The sequence below is a fragment of the Microbacterium sp. LWS13-1.2 genome, assembly GCF_040144835.1.
Lineage (GTDB): Bacteria > Actinomycetota > Actinomycetes > Actinomycetales > Microbacteriaceae > Microbacterium.
In genome coordinates this window covers 908,907-928,663 of record NZ_CP151632.1, presented here as the reverse complement: position 1 = coordinate 928,663, position 19,757 = coordinate 908,907, and the positions used below count along the sequence as shown (strand labels likewise).

Genomic DNA, 19,757 nt, shown 5'->3' with positions numbered 1-19,757 from the left:
TCCTCGACGCGCAGGGCAACCATAATCGTCGCATGACTGATGTGCTGGCCCGGATGGGGCTCGTTCGCATGTCCGCCCGCGACACTGGGGCGGCGCACCGCGCGTCGACGCCGCTCGAGCTGTTGTTCGACCTCGTGTTCGTCGTCGCCGTGTCGCAGGCGTCGCAGAACCTGCATCACCTCATCAGTGAGGATCATGTCGGTCAGGGCGTGCTCTCGTACCTGATGGTGTTCTTCGCGATCTGGTGGGCGTGGATGAACTTCACGTGGTTCTCGTCCGCGTTCGACACCGACGACTGGCTGTACCGCGTGCTGACGATCGTGCAGGTGGGCGGCGTGCTGGTGCTTGCGGCCGGCGTGCACGACGCGATGGTCGAGTTCGACTACGTCGTGGTGACATGGGGCTACGTCATCATGCGACTGGCGATGGTGGTGCAGTGGCTGCGGGCGGCGGCATCCGATCCGCAGTCCCGCCGCACGGCGCTGCGGATGGCTCTCGGTGTGACGGTGGTGCAGGTGTTGTGGCTTGCGCGCATCTACCTGCTCGACCCGGAGTGGCAGTTCTGGACCTTCTTCGTGCTGGTACTGCTCGAGCTGCTGCTGCCGGTGTGGGGCGAGTCCGCCGGCCGCACGCGCTGGCACCCGCATCACATCGCCGAGCGCTACGGGCTCTTCACGCTGCTGCTGCTCGGCGAGAGCCTGCTGGCATCGGCCAACGCGATCTTCGATGCGCTCGGCGAGGGCGAGCATGTGTCGGAGCTCGTGACGCTCGCGATCTCGGGGATCGTGGTGACGGCCGGCATCTGGTGGGTCTACTTCGCCCGCGAGCAGCAGAGCCGGCTCGATAGCATGCGGTCCGGGTTCCGGTTCGGGTACCTCCATTACGTGATCTTCGCGGCGGTGGGCGCCGTGTCGGCGGGTGTCGAGGTCGAGATCGACGAGATCACCGGCCACACCGAGGTGTCGCCCGAGATCGCGGGCCTCGCCCTGACGCTGCCGATCGCGATCGTGGTGGCGGCGTCGTGGCTCGTGCTGCTGCGCGGCGCGCTGTCGCGCTGGGCCTCCGCGGCCGTCCTCACCGGGGCGGTGCTGATCGTGCTGAGCGGCCTGCTGCCGTCGTCGGAGTACGTCGTGGCGGCGGTTCTTCTCGCCGGGGTGGTCGTCGTGCTCGAGGTGGATCGGATCCGCCGGGAACGCGTCGCCGCCGGCTGACCGCGCCGGATGCCGCGAGCCGCGGTCAGCTCGCGAGATCGAGGGAGACGATCGCGAGGTGGGGCTGCGGTCGGGCGACCTCGCGGAAGCCGGCATCCTCGAACGTGGACAGCACGCCGTGGTACAGGTCGTTGACCGGGATCTTCTTGCCTGCGCCGGGATCCAGTGGGTAGGCCTCGATGACGCGTGCTCCGCCGGTGCGGGCGTAGTCGATCGCCGCGTCGAGGAGGCGCGCATTGAGGCCCCGCTTGCGGTGGTCTTTGCGGACCACGAAGCAGCTCACCGTCCACACCGAGTCGTCATCCCACGGCTCTTCGGAGTGTGCGATGAAATTGCGCGTGCGGCCGATGCGCACCTGGCGCGTGCGGGGACCGACCCGCACCCAGCCCGCGGCCTCGCCGTCGACGTAGGCGATGAGTGCCGGTGGCGGCCCGGCGTCGATCTCGTCGCGCAGCCGCCCCTCGCGCTCCGGCCGCGACGTCTTCTGCCACTCGCTGTTCGGCATCATCCACCACTGGCACTGGCAGCCGTATCCGTCGCCGCCGCCGCTCAGCGCGTGCTGCGCGTCGTCGAAGCGATCTGCGGTGGCCGGCTCGATGGTGATCGTGGTCATCCCGTGACGCTAGTCCGTCCCGCCGACACCGGCAACGGACGGACGGATGCCACGCCCGGGCGTACGCCGGTTCGCGGGGTGTCCGCAGAACGGGTAGGATGGGGGAGTTGTCCGCGCGCAAGCGAGGGCATCGGGATGTGGCGCAGCTTGGTAGCGCACTTGACTGGGGGTTAAGGGGTTTACCCCGCTCTGGTCGGCCTGAACAACTGAATATCAATGCCACGGGCTGTGGCGCAGCTTGGTAGCGCACCTGACTGGGGGTCAGGGGGTCGCAGGTTCAAATCCTGTCAGCCCGACGTAAAAGCCCAGGTGAGAGTAGGTTTCTCGCCTGGGCTTCATCATGTCCGGGGGTCGTTTTCTGTTGTCCCCCTCTGGTCCCCCTGGCGCTGTGTCGACAGGTCGCTTGCGACGGTCGGACCGCCTCGAACCCGCTTCCTGTGGACAAGGGGACCAAAAGGGGACCAGAACGCCTGGGTGACCACTCCTCCCGGCTCCACAGCGCATCACAGAGCCCTGGCCGCAGGGCTGCTGCGGCGGGCTTGCCTGCGCTGCCCCGCGGCGGACAGAAAGGCGTTGGCCTGCTCGGCCGCCGACGCGAGGTGGCGGTCGTCGGGATGCAGGTAGCCGCGGGTCGTCTCCATCGAGGCGTGCCCGAGGATTTCTTGGAGCACATGCAGCGGGATGCCGGCGTCGGCCATCCAGGTCGCCCCGGTGTGGCGCAGGCCGTGCCGGGTGAGGTCGGGCAGCCCGAGTTTCGCGACGATGCCGTCCCAGTTCGTGGCATCGCGAACGGTCGCGGTGGTGAGGATGCCGCCCTTCGGCCCGACGAACAGTTGATCCTCAGGCTCCTTGCCCTCGGTGAGGCGTTCCAGCACGGGCCGGAGCGGTTCGAGAATCGGCACACGCCGTTCTTTGCGGCTCTTGGTCGGCTTGGTCACCAGACCGCCCTTGCCAGGAAAGACCTGCCGACGGATCACGACGAGGTTCTTGCCGAAGCCCACGTCCCCGACCTGCAACCCGGACACCTCCGAGGACCGGGCCGCCAGCAGCGCGGCGAGCATCACGAAGTCGCTGTAGGACTGGTGCACCTTGCCGCACGCTCGCGCGAGCCGGTTGAGGGTCTTCATGGCCGGGATCGCATGCGCCCGAGGGGAGGCCTGCTCGGCCGACTGTCCGCGGAAGGCGTTGCGGTTCAGGCTCCGCTTGGCGCGGTTCTTCGCCGGGTTGATGGTCAGCAGCCCATCGCGCACCGCCTCGTCCAGCACCCGCACCAGCGGAGCGATGGTGTTCTTGATCGTGGACGCCCCGTGCCGCTTCTCCCACTCGTCGATGGTTCGGTCGATTATGCCCGCGGTGATCTGAGTGACGGGCAGGTGACCGAGCGCGGGCAGCACGCGCAGTCGCAGCCCATGCCCGTAGGTGTCGGCAGTCGAGGTCGGGTCCAGGCCCCGTGCCCACCTGTCGCCGATGGAGGTGACGAACTCCAGCAGCGTCACGGACACGTCGATGCCCTTGGTCGCAGAGCTGCGGAGCTGGTCGAAGAACTCGTGCGCAGCTGTCTCGTCCCGCACGATCTCCGAGCGGATCACACGCCGTTTGGTGGTGGGGTCAGTCCACCGGGCGCGGGCACGGATGCCGTAGGAGCGACGCTCCATGTCGGTGGAGACCTTCACCCCGATCGGCGGCACCGGTTTGGGCTCAGCGGCCGGCTGCGGCTCAGCTCTCCGGGGCATGGTCGTGTTCCATCTCGCCAAGCCAGCGGTTCACGGCATCGAGCCGATACCGGGCGATTCCGCCGAGCCGCAGGAACGGCGGTCCCGTGCCAGCCGACCGCCACCGCGACAGCGTGGACTCCGACACCTTCAAATACGCGGCCACCTCACGGCTGTGCATCAGGGGCGACACCACGAGCGTTCCGTCGCCACTCATGACACTTCCCCGGTGTCGGGGTCGAGGTCGCGGTAGAACGCGTCCTCCGCTTCGCGGCGGGCCTGGACGTCGGCCATGACGAACTCCACGAACTCGGCGTCGCGGTCAATGATCGGGACGTCTTCGATCGGGCCAGCGGGTTCCTCCCCGGGCCAGACGGTCTGCCTGGTGGTCCGGTCGTGGTCGAGTTTGGTGCCCGACGCCGCCACCCATTCGCGGAGGCGCTGGCGGGCGTCGGCGAAGTCGCGGTGCCAGCCGAGCGGTGCGGACCCGTTTTGCTCGGGGTCGTAGGCGCAGAGCCAATGCAGGTGCAACGCGGACAGTTCCCACAGCAACTCAGGATGGGTATGCCATGCCGGCGGGATGACGGAGGCGGGCAGGCCGTAGGTGTGTCTGAGCCAGTCCACCCATCTGTTGAGTTCCAGCCACTCGACCTCGGCGTCGTAGGCGTTCAGCAGGTTCCAATTGATCGGGTGCGGTGGCTCGGCGACCAGTGGGCCCTCGAAGTCGTCGTCGGTGTCGTCCAGGTCCGGGCCGGGAACCTCGTCCAGGGCGGCGTCCTCGTGTGGGGTATCGGACATGCGGTGCTCCTGTCTGCTCTTGCGTGCCCGGTCATGCCGGGGCTCGCTGTGGCAGGCAGGTGGGCCAGGAGGCGTCTGGACGTTCAGTCCTCGGTGCGGATAAGGGGACCAGAACCGCTCGTCGCAGCTCCACCGGCCTATGGCTCGGCATCACAGGCCTCGTGTCGAGGAGGCGCTTCCGGCGGCCCGACGCTTCTGCCCGGAGGGAGAGAGGAACGCGTTGGCCTGCTCCGCCGCAGAGGCGAGGTGCCGGTCATCGGGATGCACATACCCGCGGGTGGTTTCCATGGACGCGTGCCCAAGAATCTCCTGAAGCGACCCGATCGGCGATGACCGCGTCGAACAGCCCCTCCAGCACCGACAGTGTTCCGTTTGGCATCGAAGACCTGCCCGGCTGGGCTGCCCGCGTCTACGACCACAACCTTCAGCATCCAGAACTCTCGCGACTTATCGCCTCGACGCGACTCGAGCAACATCCCGACGGCCGATGGTTCAACAGTTCACGACACGAGCACAAGCTCCGTGCGATCGCTACCGCGCAGGCAGCCGGCCGCCTGCGCCCGGCAGACCCCGCCGACCTGCTCATCCTCTTGATCAGCATGGCCTCGGCTTGGTCACCGTCGAGCAGCGTCTACACCGCAACGACGCAAGAGCGCGGCAGCGATCACGACCGACGACGGGTCCTGCTCCGCGAGGCCGTGGTCCGTGTCACGCAGCCCTGAGCCCAGCGAGTAGTATCTCCACGGCCGCGCGCGACTCCGCTATCCAGTGTGGTCGGTCGGTTGCTGACCCGATGCCGTGCAGCACGACCATGACCGCCCCCGCGCTCGCGTCGCTGCGTACGTCGCCTTCGACGACGGCCTGAGTCAGAAGCTCAGTGACGGTGCGTTCGAGCTGGATGCCCCCGTCGGCCTGCACGGACGGGTCGACGACGGCTGCAAGCCTGCGGGCAAGTCCGCTGTGTGCCACGACGTACTCAACGAAACCGCGCAAGAAGGCGCCGAGGTTTTCATCGGCGGATCGAGTCGGGTCGCGGGCCTCGTCGCAGAGTGCGGCGACTTCCTCCTCGTAGACAGCCGTCGCCAACGCCTCCCGCGTCGGGAAATGCCGGTAGAGCGTTCCCACTCCCACGCCGGCACGCGCCGCGAAGTCATCGAAACGCAACTGCTCGTCACGATCGAACACCTCACGCGCGGCTGCCACGATCGCGTCTCTATTTCGGCGTGCATCTGCTCGTAGCGCTCGCGTCCCGGCCACGCGTAACCCCCCTTCGACAATCGGAGACAGTCTCCATATTCTTCTAATTGGAGACACGCTCCATTTTACGGGAAGGCACACCCGCCATGCGCATTCTGATGTTCGGTCGCGGAGTGATCGCGACGATCTATGGCCGCGTGCTTCAGACCGCAGGACACGATGTCGAGTTCTACGTGCGTCCGGGACGCGTTGCGGAGTACGGCGACATGGTGCAGGTGGATGTGATCGACGGTCGCCACAAGCCATTCGGCCGGCGGATTCGCGAGTCGTACCGAACCACGTTGCGCGAGTCCCTTGATGAGACCGACGGCTTCGATCTGATCGTGCTCAGCGTCGGGCACCACCACCTCGCAGAGGCAGCGGCGTTCCTGGCGCCCCGACTCGGAAAGGCGATGGTTCTCGTGCTCGGCAACGTGTGGGCGGAACCGCTCACTGCCGTCGCGCCACTTCCGTCCGATCGGGTCGTGTTCGGGTTCCCGCTAGCGGGCGGCGGTTACGGCGACGACGGCGTGCTGCGAGGCGCGATGATGCCCTCCGTCATCATTGGCACCACGGGAGCCTCTCCCCGGCCACAGGAGCAGGAGATCTTCACCGCCTTCCGGCAGGCAGGCCTGACCGCCCGCCAGCAGAAAGACATGCGAGGGTGGCTCTGGCTTCACTTCATCGCCGACGCCGGCATGTTCAACCAGGCGCTGCGCAGCGGGTCATTGGCGAACATGATCGGAGACCGCCGAGCTTTCCGCGACGCCTTCTTGACGACACGCGAACTGATCCCCGTGCTGACGGCTCGAGGAGTCGACCTAGGACAGCATCGCATGGCGATGCTCCCGTACCGACACCCGCTCCTCGCCGCGACAATGATCGCATGGGCGACTCGACTGATTCCGATCGCGCAAAGGAGCCTCGCGGCGCACACCGATCCCCACGCCGCCGAAGCACGCGCCGTCCTCGACGACACGATGAGCGAAGCGCACCGGCTTCGCATCCCCACCCCCCGCCTCGATCGGTGATCCAGGGCTCGACGCCGAAACTCCGGCGGGTGGGGGCAGCAGGCATCTCACGGACTTCTTCCGAGACGATCATCGTCTCAACTCAGGTATGAAAGCGGGTCAAGCTCCAATGCCCTCAAGATAGAGGCACGTGCGCAGGCTCATCGTCCAGGATCGCAGTAGGAACTACGTTCACTACCGCAAGCCCGGCCCGGGGTCCGGCGATCGCTGGACTGCGGATGCGAGCAGGGTCGTGGCTCGTCGCGACTGGCGGTCGATTCAATCTGTGAAGGTCTCATTCTTAGACATCTGTAAACCGCATCTTTACAGATCAGTGCATGTCAGGCATACTTGACGTATGCAAGACAACTTGACGGATGCGATTCGGGGATTGAAGCGCCATGCAGACGCGCTCCTCGCGGCACGAGTGCTGACCATCCCCGGCGATGACTTTGCTGGCGAGATCGAGCAATCACTGCGACTTCAGTCCGCGGCTGACGATGTCGTTCGTTCGGTCGTGCAGCAGGCGCGCGAGGCAGGTGCGACCTGGCAAACGATCGGCGACGCCTTGGGCGTGAGTCGGCAAGCGGCTTTTCAACGCTACGGCAAACCGGTCGATCCGAGAACGGGAGAACCCATGAACACAACCCCCTTGAGTGAGGCCACGGAGCTGGCCCGAACCGTCATCCACGATCTCGCGAGTGGTCGGTGGGAACTGGTCACCGAGAGGTTCGACCCCGCGATGCGCGAGAACCTGTCGGAAGACGCGCTGGCGGCCGCGTGGGCGCAGATCGTGGGAAGCTCCGGGGCCTTTGAAAGCCAGGGTGATCCCGTGGTGACGCGAGCCGGTGACGTGACGGTCACGAACACGCCCCTCTCGATGGAGGCGGGCGACTACACCGCGCGAATCGCGTTCCGTGACGACCAGACCATCGCAGGTCTGCACATCCTTCAGGAGCAGACATCATGACCGACACCCGCGACCGCACCCCCACGACCGTTGCCGATGTGCGTTCTCGACTGAACGGCCGCGACATCCGATCCATCGCGATCTTCGTCGCGATCGCCTTCGCGCTCGCATGGCTTGTCGCGCTACCGCTCTGGCTCGGCGACGGACTGGCAAGCCCCTTGTTCCCGATCATCGGGATCGCCATGATGGCTACGCCTGCCGTCGCCGCCCTCGTCATGGTGTTCTTCATCGACCGGCCGCAGCGCCGGGCGAGGTCGCTGGGTCTCTGGCCGTTGAAGCCCGCGGGTCGGCTGATCGGATACGCCCTGCTGGGAATCTTCGTGCCCATCGTGCTCGCCCTCGTCGCTCTGCCGATCGGCGCGGCGTTGGGCGTGTTCCCGGCCGACTTCGTGAACTTCTCCGGATTCCAGCAGACCATCACCGAACAGCTGCGGGCGCTCGGAGAGAGCACGCTCCCGCTCCCGCTCCCGCTCGGCACGCTCGTCATCCTCCAGCTGGTCACGCTTCCCACGGCGGCGTTCATCAACCTCCTCCCCGCGCTCGGCGAGGAACTCGGCTGGCGAGGCTGGCTGCTCCCGAAGCTCATGCCGCTCGGACCCGTGTCCGCGATTCTCATCTCCGGTGTCATCTGGGGGCTGTGGCACGCGCCGCTCATCCTGCTCGGGTACAACTACGTGGGCGCACCGGGATGGCTCGCTCTCGCGGCGATGGTCGGCACGTGCATCGTCTTCGGAGCGATCTTCGGCTGGTTGCGGCTTCGATCCGACTCGGTCTGGCCCGCAGCCCTCGCTCACGCCGCGTTCAATGGCGCCGGCGGCACCTTCCTCCTCTTCGCCATGGCGGGCGAGCAGGTCGACACCACTCAGGCGACCGTTCTCGGTTGGAGCGGATGGATCGTGCCGCTCGCACTCGTGATTGTCCTCCTCGCTACCGGCCAGTTCCGCCGACCCTCACCTCCGCAGACCTCGACGGAGACTGTGACGGCCCCGACCGACGCGGCGAGCCGATCGGCGGAGGAAGTGGTCACCGATGACCGGTAACCGTCTCACCATCACCGACGGCAACTTGATCGTCGAACCGCTCGGGATGGACAAGCTGTGGTCTTTCAGGCGCCGCATCGAAATCCCGCTCGCGCATGTCAAAGCTGCGTTCTTCGACCCCAGCGTGATCGACGAACCCAAAGGCATCCGCTTCCCCGGGCTGCACCTGCCCGGCAAGGTGGCAGGCACCTTCTACGCCAACGGCAAGAGACAATTCTGGAATATCGCCGGGTACCACCACGCGATCACCATCGAGCTCGATTCCGCCGAACGCTTCGACCGCCTTGTCCTGAGTGTCAGTGACCCTCTGCGCCAGGCCGATGCCATCAATAGTGCCCGCCGTTCGAGCTGACCCGGACGGTCAACGCGAAGATCGTGAACGGGCTCGTGACAACGAGCCGCCCGGTCAACATGGCGTCGCCCAGCAGGAACTCGAGCATCGTGTGTTCGCGCCTGGCCGGGCGCGTGATCCAGGGGGGGACCAGAAGGGGACCACAATCATGCAATCCATGCATCTCATGATTTGTTCTGCATGATCTGATCCGCGGAACTACGCGGTTCCAGGCTCCATTCGAGCCGCTTGGACGCCTGGGGGTCAAGGGGTCGCAGGTTCAAATCCTGTCATCCCGACCGAAAAGTCCCGGGAACCTAAGGGTTCCCGGGACTTCATTGTTGGTGAGATGTGACCACGTCACCGAAACCTACCTTTCTGACGATCACGGTCAGCCCGGTGGGATGACTGCATGGCCGACGCCAGAAGACGGCGCATCACGATCTCTTCCAGTGGGGTTCTCGATGGAGGACGTTACACGGATCGACACCGCGCCCGAGGCGCATCACGCGCCTTCTACGCTCGACAGCTATGGCTCAGCGTGGCGAGGTTTCGAGCTGGTCCGACGTCCGCCGCGGCCTGCGCCGAATCCTGGGGGTCGCACCCGGCCGCCGCGCCCGCCCGCTGCTGGTCGAAGACCTCCGCCACATCCTGGCTGTCGTCGATCGAACAACCCCGGCCGGAAAGCGTGACGCCGCGCTCATCCTGCTCAGTTTCGCCGCCGCCCTGCGTCGGTCGGAACTCGCTGCGCTGGAAGTCGCGTACATCGGTCAGCGCAACGGAACGATGCCCTGGGTCTGCCTGGGAAACCCGGCGATGACCTCTTCCGGAATGTTCAGGTGCTGCGCGACGAGCGCCGGCGGTAGATGCGCAAGCCAGTTAGCGAGGGAGACCTCTTCGTAGTGGGCGCTGCGGAACGTCTCGAGGAACACCAGGGTGTCGTCGCCGGCGTTCTCCACGTAGTGGCCGAGGTTGCGACGCACGAGACCGACATCTCCGGCGCGAAAGTCCATCGTGTTTGCGTGCGGACCTGTGTTGAACACTGTCATCCGAGCGGCGCCGTTCAAGTAGTACTGCCACTCGTCGGCGTTAGGGTGCCAATGTAGCTCGCGCATCCCGCCTGGCTCGACCGTGACCAGGGCAGCCGCAACCGTCGTGGATGCGGGGAAGTTCGAGCTGTCGGCGATCTGGATCCGGCCCCCACTGTTCTCGTGCGCAGGCACCGACTGACCGAGCCGAAAGATCACGGGCTCGGTGCCACCCCACTGCACCCCAGCGGCGAGCTGGTCAGCCTCCAGATCGCCCGGGACTTCTCCAGGGAAGATCCACAGATCGTGGAGCGGGATGTCGCTGAACACGTCCTGCGCGACCCCGAAGTTCTTCGCGAGGACGTCGGGCGGCGTGTGCGCAAACCAGTCCGTCAGCAGCAGGGTGTTGCTCTCGGACTGCCCTCCGTCGTCGAATGCGAGCACGAACTCCGCGCCGTCCGGGCCGAGCCCCTGCAACGAGTGCGGAAGGCCCGCGGGGAAGAACCAGAGGTCGCCCTCGAAGACGTCCTCGATACTCGGAAGTCCTGCCCGACTCAGGGTGGTGACGCGGCATCCGCCCCTCGTCATCAGTGCCCACTCCGCAGTCTGGTGCCAATGCAGCTCGCGGATTCCGCCGGCTTCGAGGTACATGTTCACGCCCGCGATCTCGTCGGAGATCGCGAAGTCGCTCTGAGTGACCTCGCGCGCCCATCCTCCGCGCTGGACTCGGCGCGGCGAGATGTTGAACGACGACCAGAAGAACGGCTGCGTGCTGACATCGGTCGGCGGTGCCTGGAGAGAACTCGGGAACTGCCCTTCGATCACCAGGTTACGAGGACCGGTCATCGTCGCGCTGGAAGGGCTGGTCAATGTGTTCACCAGGCCCTCGGCCGGAAGGTCCGGGTTTCCGAACTGCGGAGCCTCGTGATGCGGCGCCGGAGTCTCGTCTCGTCCATGGTGGGGGCATCCTCTCGATCATCGTTGCGGGTGAGCACGTCACCGAAGTGGCGCCGGCAAGCGCTCACGGACTAGCGAACTACGCCTGGGCCGCTGGGTGCTTGAGCCATTCGACTCGACTTCCTGGGGTTCGGCTGTCGTTTCGCGACGTCGATCGAGAGATCGGGTCATCTTACTCATCCCATGCGTCCGAGCGTCGGGAAGCCTGGACCGCAGGGACTGAGGTCTTGCGCCACGCAGAGGAGTCTCGAATGCCGGGAGCCGAACTTCGCACCATTCCTCCCCTGCTCGAGCGACCGCAAGCGGCCATCGCACTGGCGGCCTCGTCCGGCGCGATGAACGCCTGGACCCTCGCGAACGCCGGTTCCTTTGCGACCGTGCAATCCGGCAACATCGTTGCAGTCGGCTTCTACGGCGCGCAGCAGGACCCTGCGCGGGTCATACCTGTGCTCCTGTCGGTTCTCGCGTTCGGACTCGGCGCATTCCTGTGCGCGATCGTGGTTGCCTTGGTCGAGGGCCGAGGACACAAGTACTCACCGTGGATCCTCGCCGTTGAGGCGATCGTCGTCGCCACGTCCGCCGCTCTCGCCTCGGCGGTCCCGTCGATGGCGATCGCGATCACCGTGAGCTTCATCGCCGGCATCCAAGGGAACGCGTTCCATCGGAACAGCGGCGTGATCTACGGCAACACCGCCGTGACCTTCGTCGTGCAGATGACGCTCAGCGCGCTCGGTCGCGCAACGGTGTCGCGCATCAAGGCAGATCGCGAACCCGTGCTGCGTATCGCCGGGCTCTATGGATCGGTCGTCCTTGCATTCGCCTTCGGTGCGGCGGCGGGCTTCCTGCTCGACACCGTGTGGCGGGCTGCATCGCTCGTCGCCGTTTCGGTCGCTCTCGCGATTCTCGCGATAGTCGCCTCCGGTGCGCGAGGCGAGGTCGATCCGATGTACTGATCGACCTCGGCTTCCCCCGGCGGTCTACCGAGTCAATCACTCGGCCTCGCGCATCCGTGCCGATGCCGCGAGGATGAGGCGCGCGACGTCTTGCGGGTGGCTGACCATCGCGAGATGGCCACTGTCGATTTCGATCACCTGCGCCTGCATTCTCTGCGCGAGGAATCTCTCCAGTTCCGGCGCGGTCGTTCGGTCCTGCGTCGAGACCGAATAGTAGGTGGGACGCACTCGCCACGCGGCAACAGTGGTGCGCGAGGGGAACAGGGCATCGGAGATCGCGCCCTGAACGGCATAAAGCACTCGCGCGCGTTCAGCATCGATTCCGTTCGCGAAGTCGTCGATGAACGCCGCTTCGGACAGCCGTGCGAATCCATCGGTGTGCACCAGCCCAGCGGTCGCCGGCGGCATGGGGAACCTGGCGGCCAAAGCGGAGTAGTCCTCGCCGGCGTCGGGTGCTCGTGCCGCGATGTAGACGAGCGCCGACACGCGGTCATCGATACCAGCCTCGGTGATCACCGTGCCCGCCCAGGAGTGTCCGACCAGAACAGTCGGCGGGTCGACGAGGGCAATGGCCCGCCGAGTCGCGGCGACATCGTCGGCGAGCGAGGTCAGCGGGTTCTGCACCGCTGCTACCTGCAGCCCTGCGCGCAACAGGAGGGGTATCACGTCCTGCCATGACGATCCGTCTGCGTAGGCGCCGTGAACCAGCACCGCACTGTGCGCGGGGGCAGGGGTCGAAAGCGGGTCTGTCATCTGAATTCTCCTTGCGTGGTGGATCGTGGTCGGGGCCGGTCAGACCTGCGACGACACAGACCTGCGGCGATCGTCAGCGTGGCAACCATGTGATCACCAGCGGTAGCGTGACAGCCGCGAGAACGGTGGATAGGAGAAGCGTCGTGCCCGCCAGTGCAGACTTCGCGCCGAGACTGAGGCCGAGCAGGACTCCGAAGAAGCCGGCCGGCACCGCCATGATCAGCACTGCGTCAGCGGTCGCCGCAGGCGGGAGCGCGAATGCCAGCGCGAGGGCATAGGCGATTGCGGGTCGCACGAGGACGCTCACGATCGTGGACACCACGGCGCCGGCAGTGATCTCGATTCGCTGAGCGGAAAGCACGAGACCGGTCAGGAAGAGAGCGAGGCCGGCAGACACCATGCCGATCTCCGAGAGCGTCGCGTCGACGACATGGGGCAACGGCACCCCGGACAGACTGTAAACGAGCCCGAGAAGAGGGGCGATCACGATCGGCTTCGCGAGAGCGACAGCCACCGCACGCGCAGACAGTCGCGGGCTGGCTCCGCCGTCGGCTGCCGAACCCGAGTCGCGTTGGACGAGGAGGATCGTCACTGGGGACAGGGTGACGGAGCCGACAGCAAGGGTGACAGCGACGGTCAGCGCTCCGGTGGGGCCCATCACCGTGTCCGCAAGCGGGAGGCCGACGGCCGCGGCGTTGGGGAAGGCGACGGTGAGCGCCTGGATAGCCGCGTCGCTGCTTCGCCCATGGTGCCGCCGCCCCATGACGAACACTCCCGCGTAGACGACTGTCATCGCGAGCAAGACGACCGCAGCCATGGGAGCGTGACCGAGCAGGTCGGTACGCGATGAGGAAGCGAGAATCGCGAAGAGAGCGACCGGTATCGCGATCTGCATCACGAGTGTGTTCAAAGACGAGACGTCGACGTTGTCGATCAGCCGCCAGCGCCCGCATCCCCATCCGAGGGCTATCACGAAGAAGACCGGCGCGAGGGCCTCGACCGTGCTCCAGGCCATCGCGTCCCCTCCGCGCTCTACTCAACACCTCACCCGACGATGATCGCCTCCGACATTTGACTCGACCGAACGGCCGACCGGCTCCAGCCTGCTGCCACAGTCAACCCTCGAGCCGGGCGAGCGCGTCGCGGAGTCCCGCGCGGCTTGTGATCCCGAGCTTCGGAAACGTGTTGTAGAGATGCCCGCTCACCGTGCGGGGCGACAGGAAGAGACTGTGCGCGATGTCCTTGTTGGTCATGCCGGATGCCGCCATCTCGGCGATGACCAATTCCTGAGAGGTCAGATCCGACATGAGGCCGTGTTCCGCGGCAATCCGCACGCTCGCGTCGCCGGTCGCCCGCAGCTCTTGCGATGACCGTTCCACCCACGGAATCGCGCCGAGCCGCTCGAAGATCTCCAACGCATCGTGGAGTACCTCCCGCGCACGGCTGGTGTCGACCGCCCGGCGGAGACGCTCGCCGTAGGCGAGTTGCACGCGGGCGAGGTCGAACGGCCACGAGCTGGCTTCCGGCATCCGCAACGCTTCCTCGAATCTCTCGCGCCAGTCGGCTCCGCCGTCCGAGAGGGCGACGGCGCCCGCCGTGAGGAGCGCCATGCGCGGAGAGACACCGGGGAGCCCGGAGTCGACCATCGCCCGACTATGCAAGTACGCGTCCGCGGGCAGCCCGAGACGAACCGCCGCCTCGACCAGGTCGAAACCGACCCACATGGCAGGCGGAACGAACCTGGGGAGTTCGCCGGGGGCACCAAGTCTGGACGCAGTGCGGTACACCTCCTCCCAGTTGCCATCGGCGACGGCGGCGAGCACGCGCGGCTGGTACGAGAACCGTTGGGCACCCCAGCTCTCCCGGCGGCTGCACTCGGCATCCACGAACGCCGAGCGCTCCCGCGCCGCGTCCGTGTCCCCTCGGCCGGCCGCGAGAAGCGCCTGAAGATAGGCGAAATACCACGCGCCGTTCCCGAAGCCGTGCTCCTCACAGAGCTGGGCACCCTCATCGGCGAGGTGCTGAGCGTCGATCCACCGGCCGTGGAGATATTCATTGATGCTGAGAAAGCTCAGGCAACGCGCATACGGGCGAGGCGGTCCTCCCTCTCGACCCGAGACGACGCGATCCCACGCGTAAGGTCGCCAGAGATCGATGAGATCGAGGTACATCGCGGCGAACGTCATCGACATGGCCAACGTCGGGTCCTCGTCTGGCGGCGGAGTCGAAGCGAGTCGGATGACCGTCGGACGGGCATCCTCGCCCTTTCGTACCGTGTCACCGACGGCCCAGCTCTCGGCGCGCAGGACTTCGGGCGCCTCGGGCACCAATCGATCGAGAGCGTCGAAGTATGCCTCCCAACATTGCGGGTCGCCGGCGTAGGAGCACAGCAGCAGCCACGTTCGAAATGTCGCGATCAGTTCGTGATCGTCGGCCTGCCAGCCGTGAGTGCCCTCCCGCACGGCACGCTCGATGCGCTCCAGCGCGATGCGGTGGGCCCCTTCCGCGTTGACGGTCACCTGCGCCTGTGCAACGACCGCGTAGAGCGACCCGGGGCCGCGACCCAGGTCAGCGCGCGCGTCCGCGAGCAATGTCTGTGCGCGGTGGAGATCACCGGCGACATCGGCACCGAGGAACGCCGCTTCGGCGAGCCGACGGGCTCGATCCGGTGCGGACGGACTAAGCAGCGCCGCACGGGTGAGCGCCGAGGTCGCCCCCTGAGGGTCGCCGCGCGAGAACGAGCGGTGCGCCAGCTCCTGCAGCAGGCGCGCGACCGATTCATCGGGCGCGATCGCCGCAGCGGCCAGATGCCAGACGCGCCGGTCGGGGTCGTCGGTGTTCGACTCGGCGAGCTGCAAATGCATCTGCCGCCGTTCGGCGCTGGTCGCTCGGGATACCAGCGCTGACCTGAAGAGTGGATGGCGAAACTCGACCCGGTTCGCATCTTCGTCGACCATGACCGTACCGGCCGACTCAGCCGGCTCGAGATCGTCGAACTGCAGACCGAGCCGGCCGAGCTCGTGCACACCCGTCCGTCCATCCAAGGCGAGCAGGAGCAGTGCCTTATGCGTGCGGACGGGAAGGCGCTCGATGCGGGCGGCGAAGGATGCTTCCAATCCACCCGGAAGGGGGAGCGCGTCCGAGTCAGACCTCATCACGTGCTCGACGTCGGATATCCATTCGACAAGAGCAAGCGGGTACCCCGCCGAGCGGCGCACGAGCTCCTGCCGGACCGTCGCCGGCAGTGCTGGGGCGCGCTCCCGGACCAGCCGATCCGCCTCCACCGAGGAGAGCGGGCGGACTCGGTGAACACGGATGCCGGACGAGTCGAAGTGCGATGCCTCGCCGTCGCGGACAGCTCCGACGAAACCGACCCGCTGGTCATCGAGTCGACGCGTGATGAATGCGAGGGCTGCGGCGCTGGCGGCATCCATCCAGTGGAGGTCGTCGACCGCGACGAGCAGGGGAGTCCTGCCCGCGGCATCCGCGAGGAGGGCGAGAGCCGCGTTGTACACCATCAGCGGCTCGACGGCAGCGTTCGGATCGCTCATGCCCAGGGCGGACCGGAGTGCTGAAGACAGCGGCGGCGGAAGCCGGTCGAGACCGGAGATGATCGGCCTGAGTAGCTGATGGAGGGTACCGAAGCTCAGCTCGGCTTCGAATTGAACTCCCGATGCCCTCAGCACGGATGCACCGCGCACCGAGGCGACTTCGGCGCAGTGGCGCAGCAGCTCGGTCTTCCCCACGCCGGCCTCACCTGGAAGGAGCAGCGCCCCGCCCGCACTCAGAGCAATCCCCAAGAACGTGTCGAGCGCGACGATGTCGTGCTCCCGTCCGACAAGCGTCGGAGTCTGCACGGTGCGGTCACCTCCCGGGTCGGAGGGGGATGAGCCGATCTTAGGGGCGCCGCCGCATCTCCTCAATAACCTGTTGCGCGATCATCGCGACCGCAGTCGCGCAATGCATCCTTGGTCGCCGATCCTGCGCGCGCGCCCTTGCGGCGGGCGCGTTCAACCCACCTGATGGGCTGACCCACCGGTTGCCAGGCGCATGAGATCGGTGTCGAAGTCGACGTCCGCGGACGACTTCTCCGCACGCGAGGCGCTGCCGCCGAAGCGGTGGCGGTAGTGTCGCCACGCTGCATCGGCCATGCGATGGCCCACCCGACTGATGACGAGCTGGACCAATTCCGTGGCGGCCCGCTCGATACGCGATCCCAGGGCCGTCGATCCCCAATCCTCTGGGGCGGCGAACACGGAGGTGGGGACCGACAACGCTCGCATGAAGGCGAAGAGCGGTCGAAGCTGGTCATCGACCACCATCGCGTGGCGGGTGGATTCGGCCGTGGCTGCCAGGATGGTCGGCTTCGCGATCATCACGTCCTCGTCGAGCAGGTCCACGAAGGACTTGAACAGGCCGCTGATGCCGGCCTTGTACACCGGTGTGGCCGCGATGACGGCATCCGCTTGCGAGAGCGCGTCGATGGCAGCCTCGAGCTGTTCGCTTCGCAGCCGGGTCACGACGGCTCGGGCGATGTCGACGGCGAGGGGCGCGAGCTCCACCACCGTTGTCATCGCCGTGACGTCCTCAGCGGCAAGACCGTCACCCACGCGTACCGCGATCCGATCAGCGAGCAACCGCGTCGACGACGGGTCGCTCACGCCGGCCGACAGGACCACGATGCGCACGGACGGTTCCATGTCGATGACGGTGCTCATGCTGCGTTCACCCCTCCGATCGGTTCTGAAGCGAGCATCGCTCGGCACAAGTCGCGCAGCTGCACGAGTTGCTCGCCGTTCAGCCTGCTCGACATCTGCGCCGTGACATGGCGCGCGTGCTGACGACCGATCCGTCGCTGAGTCTCGCTCCCGCGGACCGTCAGTCGGAGCCGTGTCGCGCGCCGGTCCTTGTCGTCCTCCGCGCGCGCGATCATGCCTGCGGACTCGAGCCGCGTGACGAGCCGCGACACCCCGGCCTGGCTAAGGAGGACGTCGTCGAGCAGGTCCGTCATCCGGAGCCCTTCCGGCGACTTGGACAGTTCGTACAGCACTCCGTACTCGTTGGGCAGCAACTCGTCCCACGCATCTGCCGTATGCAGCTCGCGCAGGACCGTCATCTGCGCACGGAAAAGGGCTTCCCAGGACTCGTTGGCGAGCCGCGTGTCGTTGTGCGCCACGGCTCAGCTCGCCAGCGGGTAGGTGGGACGGACGGACGGATCGCTGTCGCGGTACGGCGACGTGCCCGTCACGTTGTCTCCACGGTTCGCGTTCGGCCGAGGCTGTCGCGGCTCGGCGTCGCCGTACTTCGCCCTCACCAGGCTCGCATGGGTCGGCGCCTCGGCTGCCAGCGGCGAACGGGCGGCGTCCATCTCCTTGCGCAGCACCGGCACCACCTCGGTTCCGAGCAGTTCGACCTGCTCGAGGGCCATCTCTACGGGGAGTCCGCCCAGGTCGACATTCCACAGTTGACGCTGGTAGTCGCCGAAGCCCTCACGGAACGTCATGGTCTTGTCGATCGCTTCCTGCGGACTTCCCACCGACATGGGCGTGAGTTCCTTGTATTCCTCGAGCGTGTAGCTCATCCCGTAGATCTGCGAGTTGTCGAAGTACGGCCGATAGGCGTCGAGGGCGTCCTGCGAGCGTCGGGCCAGGAACGCCTGGCCTCCGAGACCGACGATCGCCTGCTCCTTGGTTCCATGACCATAATGCACGAACCGCTCACGGTAGAAGTCGACCAGCGGCACGAAGTGGAAGTTCGGGGCGAGGACGTTGTTGGCGAAGTAGCCATTGCCGTAGAACGCCGCCTGTTCGGCGATCTCGGGGCTGCGAATCGCACCGTGCCAGACGAACGGGGGTACGCCATCCAATGGTCGCGGCGTCGACGTGAAGCCCTGCAGTGGTGTGCGGAACCGACCCTCCCAATCGACGACGTCCTTTCGCCACAACTCATGGAGAAGGTTGTAGTTCTCCAATGCCAGCGGCAATCCCTCGCGGATGTCCTTGCCGAACCACGGGTAGACCGGCACAGTGTTGCCTCGACCGACCATGAGGTCCATGCGGCCCTTGGCGAGGTGCTGGAGCATCGCGTAGTCCTCGGCAACCTTCACGGGGTCGTTCGTCGTGATCAGCGTCACCGAAGTCGACAGCAGGATTCGCTTCGTCAGCGCCGCGATGTGCGAGAGGAGGGTCGTCGGGGAGGATGAGAAGAACGGAGGGTTGTGGTGCTCACCTATCGAGAACACGTCCAGACCGACCTCGTCCGCCCGCTGCGCGATCCGCACGATCGCATCGATCCGCTCCGCTTCGCTCGGCGTGTAGTCGCGCACCGGGTCGCGTGTGATGTCGCTGACCGAGAAGATTCCGAACTGCATCGCAGCCCCTTTCACTTGATTCATCCGTAGCGAACATTGCATGACTAGTCATGTATTCCCGACCCGCTCGGACCGACCGGTGACCTGGGTCGCCGGCGTGACGTCGAGAAGAGGAAGTACACCGGGATCGCCCCGTACAGTGCGAGTGAGATCACCGGGTTGACGAATGACGTGGCGAACGCGATGAGGACCGGGATGCCGGCGACGGCGGCTTCGATCGAACTGCGCCGCATCCAGACCGCATCATGCGGGCGCCGAAGAAGATGCGGGCGCCGACTCAACAGCGCCGTCATTGCGGACCAGGAGATCATCACCACGAGTGCCGCCAGGGCGAAAAGCCCGCAGGCGACGATGCCATTCCAGTGGGCCGCCTCGTTCTGTATCGACTCCGCGACGAGGGCTGTCGGCCAAGGCAGGAGCGATACTCCCAGGAGCAGGAGCAGATTGAGAAGCACGATCGCAGGCTCGACCCGTGCGACTCGCTCAAAGACTGTGTGGTGGTGCACCCAGATCCCCGCGATCGTCAAGAATGCCGCCAGATATGCGACGAAAGATGGCCACTTCTCCATGAGCACGTCAGGTAGTGACCCGGACGAGGGAACCGGCAGGTCGAGAACCAGAAGGGTGATCGCGATGGCGAAGACGCCGTCGGTGAACATCTCCACTCGGTCGGACTCGTTCGAGGGGATCTCCCGCTCCGGATGCTGCGCCGCTGCGCCCCCTACCTTCCTCTTTCTGGACACGTGCCCAGCACAGCACCATCCAACACACCGCA

The 19,757-nt window shown here is 66.3% G+C and carries 20 protein-coding genes and 1 tRNA gene; 8 read left to right on the top strand and 13 right to left on the bottom strand.

What is annotated here, in order from left to right:
• Nucleotides 1–32 precede the first annotated feature (32 nt).
• Complete coding sequence (locus MRBLWS13_RS04510; protein ID WP_349427846.1) at nt 33–1,211, top strand: low temperature requirement protein A; 1,179 nt, start codon at nt 33–35, stop codon at nt 1,209–1,211.
• 25 nt (nt 1,212–1,236) lie between these two features.
• Here MRBLWS13_RS04510 and MRBLWS13_RS04505 read toward each other — a convergent pair whose 3' ends face one another.
• Nucleotides 1,237–1,824, bottom strand: coding sequence for a GNAT family N-acetyltransferase (locus MRBLWS13_RS04505; protein WP_349427845.1), 588 nt, complete (start codon nt 1,822–1,824; stop codon nt 1,237–1,239).
• 222 nt (nt 1,825–2,046) lie between these two features.
• On the opposite strand from MRBLWS13_RS04505, the gene MRBLWS13_RS04500 reads away from it, so the two are divergent.
• Nucleotides 2,047–2,120, top strand: a tRNA-Pro gene (locus MRBLWS13_RS04500).
• Nucleotides 2,121–2,327: 207 nt separating this feature from the next.
• Here the strand turns inward: MRBLWS13_RS04500 and MRBLWS13_RS04495 are convergent.
• The 3 genes from MRBLWS13_RS04495 to MRBLWS13_RS04485 are packed head-to-tail and all read right to left on the bottom strand — an operon-like array spanning nt 2,328 to nt 4,334.
• Entirely contained in the window at nt 2,328–3,557 is a 1,230-nt protein-coding gene (locus MRBLWS13_RS04495) for a tyrosine-type recombinase/integrase (RefSeq protein WP_349427844.1), read from the bottom strand.
• Nucleotides 3,541–3,753 carry a helix-turn-helix domain-containing protein gene (locus MRBLWS13_RS04490; RefSeq protein WP_349427843.1) on the bottom strand — a complete coding sequence of 71 codons (213 nt, stop codon included), beginning with the start codon at nt 3,751–3,753 and terminating at the stop codon, nt 3,541–3,543. Before MRBLWS13_RS04490 ends, MRBLWS13_RS04495 begins: the two co-directional genes overlap by 17 nt.
• Nucleotides 3,750–4,334, bottom strand: coding sequence for a hypothetical protein (locus MRBLWS13_RS04485; protein ID WP_349427842.1), 585 nt, complete (start codon nt 4,332–4,334; stop codon nt 3,750–3,752). The genes MRBLWS13_RS04490 and MRBLWS13_RS04485 overlap by 4 nt, the downstream gene beginning before the upstream one ends.
• A 329-nt stretch (nt 4,335–4,663) precedes the next feature.
• Here MRBLWS13_RS04485 and MRBLWS13_RS04480 point away from each other — a divergent pair, with 329 nt between their 5' ends.
• Nucleotides 4,664–5,056, top strand: coding sequence for a hypothetical protein (locus tag MRBLWS13_RS04480; RefSeq protein ID WP_349427841.1), 393 nt, complete (start codon nt 4,664–4,666; stop codon nt 5,054–5,056).
• Here MRBLWS13_RS04480 and MRBLWS13_RS04475 read toward each other — a convergent pair.
• A complete protein-coding gene (locus MRBLWS13_RS04475; protein ID WP_349427840.1) occupies nt 5,043–5,537 on the bottom strand; it encodes a TetR/AcrR family transcriptional regulator in 495 nt (164 codons plus the stop codon). The genes MRBLWS13_RS04480 and MRBLWS13_RS04475 overlap by 14 nt on opposite strands.
• 101 nt (nt 5,538–5,638) lie before the next feature.
• Between MRBLWS13_RS04475 and MRBLWS13_RS04470 the strand changes: the two genes are divergently transcribed.
• The 4 genes from MRBLWS13_RS04470 (at nt 5,639) to MRBLWS13_RS04455 (ending at nt 8,942) form a co-directional block, all read left to right on the top strand.
• A complete protein-coding gene (locus tag MRBLWS13_RS04470; RefSeq protein ID WP_349427839.1) occupies nt 5,639–6,601 on the top strand; it encodes a 2-dehydropantoate 2-reductase N-terminal domain-containing protein in 963 nt (320 codons plus the stop codon).
• Nucleotides 6,602–6,938: 337 nt separating this feature from the next.
• A complete protein-coding gene (locus MRBLWS13_RS04465) occupies nt 6,939–7,550 on the top strand; it encodes a DUF3887 domain-containing protein (RefSeq protein WP_349427838.1) in 612 nt (203 codons plus the stop codon).
• Nucleotides 7,547–8,590, top strand: coding sequence for a type II CAAX endopeptidase family protein (locus tag MRBLWS13_RS04460; protein WP_349427837.1), 1,044 nt, complete (start codon nt 7,547–7,549; stop codon nt 8,588–8,590). Before MRBLWS13_RS04465 ends, MRBLWS13_RS04460 begins: the two co-directional genes overlap by 4 nt.
• Complete coding sequence (locus MRBLWS13_RS04455; RefSeq protein WP_349427836.1) at nt 8,580–8,942, top strand: hypothetical protein; 363 nt, start codon at nt 8,580–8,582, stop codon at nt 8,940–8,942. The genes MRBLWS13_RS04460 and MRBLWS13_RS04455 overlap by 11 nt, the downstream gene beginning before the upstream one ends.
• Before the next feature lie 749 nt (nt 8,943–9,691).
• Here the strand turns inward: MRBLWS13_RS04455 and MRBLWS13_RS04450 are convergent.
• Nucleotides 9,692–10,795 (bottom strand): cupin domain-containing protein, encoded by a 1,104-nt coding sequence (locus tag MRBLWS13_RS04450; protein WP_349427835.1) that lies wholly within the window; start codon nt 10,793–10,795, stop codon nt 9,692–9,694.
• A gap of 212 nt (nt 10,796–11,007) precedes the next feature.
• Here MRBLWS13_RS04450 and MRBLWS13_RS04445 point away from each other — a divergent pair, with 212 nt between their 5' ends.
• Nucleotides 11,008–11,859, top strand: coding sequence for a YoaK family protein (locus MRBLWS13_RS04445; protein WP_349427834.1), 852 nt, complete (start codon nt 11,008–11,010; stop codon nt 11,857–11,859).
• Between the two features lie 36 nt (nt 11,860–11,895).
• Here the strand turns inward: MRBLWS13_RS04445 and MRBLWS13_RS04440 are convergent, their stop codons facing one another.
• The 7 genes from MRBLWS13_RS04440 to MRBLWS13_RS04410 form a co-directional block, all read right to left on the bottom strand.
• Complete coding sequence (locus MRBLWS13_RS04440) at nt 11,896–12,612, bottom strand: alpha/beta hydrolase (RefSeq protein ID WP_349427833.1); 717 nt, start codon at nt 12,610–12,612, stop codon at nt 11,896–11,898.
• 73 nt (nt 12,613–12,685) lie between these two features.
• Nucleotides 12,686–13,627, bottom strand: coding sequence for an AEC family transporter (locus MRBLWS13_RS04435; RefSeq protein ID WP_349427832.1), 942 nt, complete (start codon nt 13,625–13,627; stop codon nt 12,686–12,688).
• 100 nt (nt 13,628–13,727) lie between these two features.
• On the bottom strand, nt 13,728–16,469 hold the full coding sequence (locus tag MRBLWS13_RS04430; RefSeq protein ID WP_349427831.1) for an AAA family ATPase: 2,742 nt from the start codon (nt 16,467–16,469) through the stop codon (nt 13,728–13,730).
• Between the two features lie 153 nt (nt 16,470–16,622).
• Nucleotides 16,623–17,378, bottom strand: a complete 756-nt coding sequence (locus tag MRBLWS13_RS04425; protein WP_349427830.1) for a CE1759 family FMN reductase — start codon at nt 17,376–17,378, stop codon at nt 16,623–16,625.
• Nucleotides 17,327–17,788 (bottom strand): MarR family transcriptional regulator, encoded by a 462-nt coding sequence (locus MRBLWS13_RS04420; RefSeq protein ID WP_349427829.1) that lies wholly within the window; start codon nt 17,786–17,788, stop codon nt 17,327–17,329. Before MRBLWS13_RS04420 ends, MRBLWS13_RS04425 begins: the two co-directional genes overlap by 52 nt.
• 3 nt (nt 17,789–17,791) lie before the next feature.
• Nucleotides 17,792–18,982 (bottom strand): CE1758 family FMN-dependent luciferase-like monooxygenase, encoded by a 1,191-nt coding sequence (locus MRBLWS13_RS04415; RefSeq protein ID WP_349427828.1) that lies wholly within the window; start codon nt 18,980–18,982, stop codon nt 17,792–17,794.
• 44 nt (nt 18,983–19,026) lie between these two features.
• Entirely contained in the window at nt 19,027–19,725 is a 699-nt protein-coding gene (locus MRBLWS13_RS04410) for a TMEM175 family protein (protein ID WP_349427827.1), read from the bottom strand.
• Between the last annotated feature and the right edge of the window lie 32 nt (nt 19,726–19,757).